The 3,416-nt window shown below is 64.2% G+C and carries 5 protein-coding genes; all 5 read right to left on the bottom strand.

Features of this window, described 5'->3' with window-relative positions; genetic code table 11:
• On the bottom strand, positions 1-575 hold a 575-nt coding region (locus PK789_RS11500; RefSeq protein ID WP_503011954.1), incomplete at its 3' end, for an amino acid kinase family protein.
• A gap of 231 nt (positions 576-806) precedes the next feature.
• On the bottom strand, positions 807-1,295 hold the full coding sequence (locus PK789_RS11495; RefSeq protein WP_324308954.1) for a GNAT family N-acetyltransferase: 489 nt from the start codon (positions 1,293-1,295) through the stop codon (positions 807-809).
• Complete coding sequence (locus tag PK789_RS11490; protein WP_324308952.1) at positions 1,292-1,564, bottom strand: type II toxin-antitoxin system TacA family antitoxin; 273 nt, start codon at positions 1,562-1,564, stop codon at positions 1,292-1,294. Before PK789_RS11490 ends, PK789_RS11495 begins: the two co-directional genes overlap by 4 nt.
• Positions 1,565-1,698: 134 nt before the next feature.
• Positions 1,699-2,934, bottom strand: a complete 1,236-nt coding sequence (locus tag PK789_RS11485; protein WP_324308950.1) for a dicarboxylate/amino acid:cation symporter — start codon at positions 2,932-2,934, stop codon at positions 1,699-1,701.
• The coding region (locus PK789_RS11480; RefSeq protein WP_503011953.1) for a L,D-transpeptidase family protein at positions 2,931-3,416 on the bottom strand (486 nt) is incomplete at its 5' end. The genes PK789_RS11485 and PK789_RS11480, both read right to left, overlap by 4 nt.

Here is a 3,416-nt window from a genome sequence, read left to right as displayed (position 1 = left end):
TGCGTGCGCCACTCGGCCAGCTTGGCGGCACTTTGTTCCCAATCCACCACCGCACCCAAGTCGGTATGCCGCACCACCAGCACCTCGCGGGCATCCAACAAGGCGTAGTCGCCGCCGCGTTCTTGCAAGTGCGCGTGCAGCAGCGCGGTGGATAGCACCTCGCCCATGCCGTGGATGCGGTCCAGCGCGGTGCGCCCGGGTTGGCGCAGCAACGACGCGGCGTGCAGCAGCGCATCCAGTTCGCCGCACCAAGTATCGATATTGGTCACGAGTGCGGCGGGCCGTTGCAGCAAGGCGTGCGCGGCGTCGATGTGGCGCTGGCGTAGGGTTTCCAGCGCAGTCTTCCAATTGCCGCCGGCGCTGGCGGTGTCCCCCAGTGCAACCAACGTATTGGTGGTGCCTTGCATCGCCGACGTAATGGCAACTTGTTGCGCGGCGGTATCGGCCAGCAATAAATCCGCCACATGCCGAATGCGCGCAGCATCGGCCAATGAGCTACCACCAAATTTGTGCGCGCGGCAGCGCACGGCAGGTTTGGATGGCTCGGAATCGTCCGCTTGGGCAAGTGCGTGCATACAGGCTCCTGTGAGCCTCCGCGTTGCACCGCCGGGGATCGCGCCCCGCCGTTCGCTGCGGGGGCCGTGTCTTGGATGGGTTATCCAGGCATGACCAACCGCACCGGGCCGGTAGTACCGGTGCCGGTGGTAATGGTCGAAATCATGGTGATGCCGTGGGTCATGGCTCGACTCTGCTGCACTGCGGCATGGGTTGTCAAGGGGTGGGAGCGGGTGGAACGGATTTCCACATCATCCCGCATGCAACGGCAGCATCAGGGTCAACGGGTGCAAGGGGGATTCGCAGAAGCCGTAGTGCAGATAGAACGCCTTCGCGCTCTCGTCCAGCGCATGCACCAACAAGGCACGCACGCCTGCGTTTTGCGACACCGAGACTGCGCGTTTGACCGCGTCCTGTAGCAATGCCGCCCCCAGTTGCCGGTCTTGCATACCGCGATCCACCGCCAGCCGTGCCAGCACCAGCACAGGAACGGGATCCGGCATATTCCTGCGAACCCGGGTGGTGGCTGCGCTGCGCGACACCGCGCCTGCCGCCAATGCGTAGTAGCCGGCGACGCGGCCCTCGGCAGTTTCGACGATGAAGGTGCGGGTTGCGCCGGCCAGTTGGTTGGGCAGGGCGCGGCGTTGCAGCCAGTCGTTTAACGAGACTTCTCCGCAGTCGAAGTCATTGGTCAGGTGACGCGCGACCAGCGGCTGCGGTGCCAGTAGCAGGGGGTTCATGCGGCGTCGGTGTGCCACGGTGCTTTGACCGCCAGCAGCCGTTCAAGCCCGGGGTTGTGCGCGGGCGGTGCGTCCAGCAAGGCGTTGAACTTGCGGAAACGTGCGGCATCCAGCTCGAAGAACACCTGGTCCAGCAATACCGTGCGTGCGCGCTCGCAGGCGGTTTCCAGCATGAAGTCAGAGCGGTTTTTGCCCAGCAGACCTGCGGCCTGATCGATCAGGTCGCGTTGCTCGGGACGGGCACGGAGGTTGATGGCGGCGTCGCGCATGGGGGGGTAATGTATATCGATTAGATACACGAATGATGTATGGACGTGTAGCTGTTGTCAATACACCGGATTGGCGGAAAATGGGCGGTGATCTCTGGAAACTTCCCGGCCATGTCACGCAAACGACTGGCTGGTCAAGTCGTGCGTTGATCCCCACTGCGCGCCGCCACCACCGCCGTGGCGGTCATATCACCCGTCACATTGCCCACCGTGGCCAGCACGTCGGGGATGGCGTCCACCGCCATCAGCACCGGCAAGGCGGCAATCGGTAGACCCATCGCGCTGGTGATGGGCAAGTTGGTGGCCAGGAAGATCGCCTGCCCGGGCAGGCCCACCGAGCCCATCGACACCAGCACGCTGAGCGCCACGCCGGTGGCCAGTTGCGCGGGGGTCAGGTGCACGCCCAGTGCCCACGCGATGAAGCAGGCGGTGGCGATGTATTGAATGGGTGACGTGATCCGAAACAGCGACACCGCCATCGGCAGCACCAACCCGGCGATCCGTGCCGGAAAACCGAGTTTGGTTTGCGCGCTGTCCAGCATCGCCGGCAAGGTGGCCAGCGACGATTGCGTGCTGGCAGCCACCGCCTGCACTGGCACCAAACCGGTCATGAAGTGGCCGAAGGTTTGTTTGCCAACGGTTACTGCCACGACAATCAATAGCACCACGGCCAGCACATACAAGGCGCATTCCAGCAGGATGTAGATGCCCAGTGCCTGCAACATGCCCAGCCCGGCGCGGGCGGTCAGTGCCAGCACCAGCGCGAAGATGCCCACCGGCGCGGCCCACAATACCCAGTGCACGATCACGATCATGGCGTCGCTGATGGCTTTGAAGAAGCTCACCAATTGCGTGCGCGGTGCGGCATCCAGGCGGGTCAGGGCAAAGCCGAAAAACAACGCAAAGGTCACCAGCGGCAGCATGGCCGATGCCGCGGCGGCGGCAATCGCATTGCTGGGCACGATGGCGGTGAGTGCGTTGGCCCAGCCGCCTGCGGGCGCGGTGACATCGGTGGCATGCCCGCGCAACGCGGCGGCCACGGCGGGGTCGGGTTGCAGCAGCGACAACGCCAGCGGTGCCAACACGGCGGCCATCGCGGCCGCAGCGGTCAGCAACACCACGAAGCTGAGGATGGCGGTGCGCGCCACGCGCCCGGAGTGGGCGGCATCGCTGGCCTGATTGATGCCCACCACCACCAGCGCAAACACCAAGGGCACCACGGTCATTTGCAGCGCGTTGAGCCAGAGCTTGCCAAACGGTTCCACGATATTGGCAACCGTCAGCCCCGCTTCGGGTGCCTGCCATGCCAGCACGATGCCCAGCACAATGCCGGCGACAAGGCCGCTAAGCACGCGGGTGGTTTGGCTCATGGGGCGATCTCCGGCAGTGCCCAGCGGGCTTTCAAGGCGGTGTACTGCGCCATCGGCAACAGCACGAACACCGGTTTGCGCGTGTCATCCAGCCACGCCAGAAGTGCCTCCATGCTGGCCGGGGCCATTGCGGTGCAGCCGGCGGTGGTTTCGCCGGGGGCTTTCCACAGATGCGCAAAAATGCAGCTACCGCCTTGGCGGGCGGCACCATCGGCATTGTGTTCGATCACGAAGCCCTCACGATAGCGATTGTCGCCATCGGCATGAATATCGCGACGCATTGGTTCGCTGGATTGGTCGAGGTAGGGCGCTTTCACCGTGCTGCGGTCGATGATCTGGTTGTAGTAGTTCGATGCCGGCACATCGATGCACCAGTCATTGGTGGTCATGGCTTGATAATGCAGGCCGGTTTTTGCATGGTCGGCATAGCCAAATGCGGTACCGATGGCGAACACGCCAGCGGGCGCTTTGCCATCGCCTTC

Origin of the sequence: Thermomonas sp. (genome assembly GCF_035369645.1) — a bacterium.
Classification (GTDB): domain Bacteria; phylum Pseudomonadota; class Gammaproteobacteria; order Xanthomonadales; family Xanthomonadaceae; genus Thermomonas.
The sequence above is the reverse complement of the archived record's forward strand: the minus strand, read 5'-3'. Positions and strand labels throughout refer to the sequence as shown.

Excerpts from the sequence above, each read along its gene's own strand:
- PK789_RS11495 (WP_324308954.1), bottom strand. The coding sequence starts at position 1,295 with ATGAACCCCCTGCTACTGGCACCGCAGCCGCTGGTCGCGCGTCACCTG.
- PK789_RS11490 (WP_324308952.1), bottom strand. The coding sequence starts at position 1,564 with ATGCGCGACGCCGCCATCAACCTCCGTGCCCGTCCCGAGCAACGCGAC.
- PK789_RS11485 (WP_324308950.1), bottom strand. The coding sequence starts at position 2,934 with ATGAGCCAAACCACCCGCGTGCTTAGCGGCCTTGTCGCCGGCATTGTG.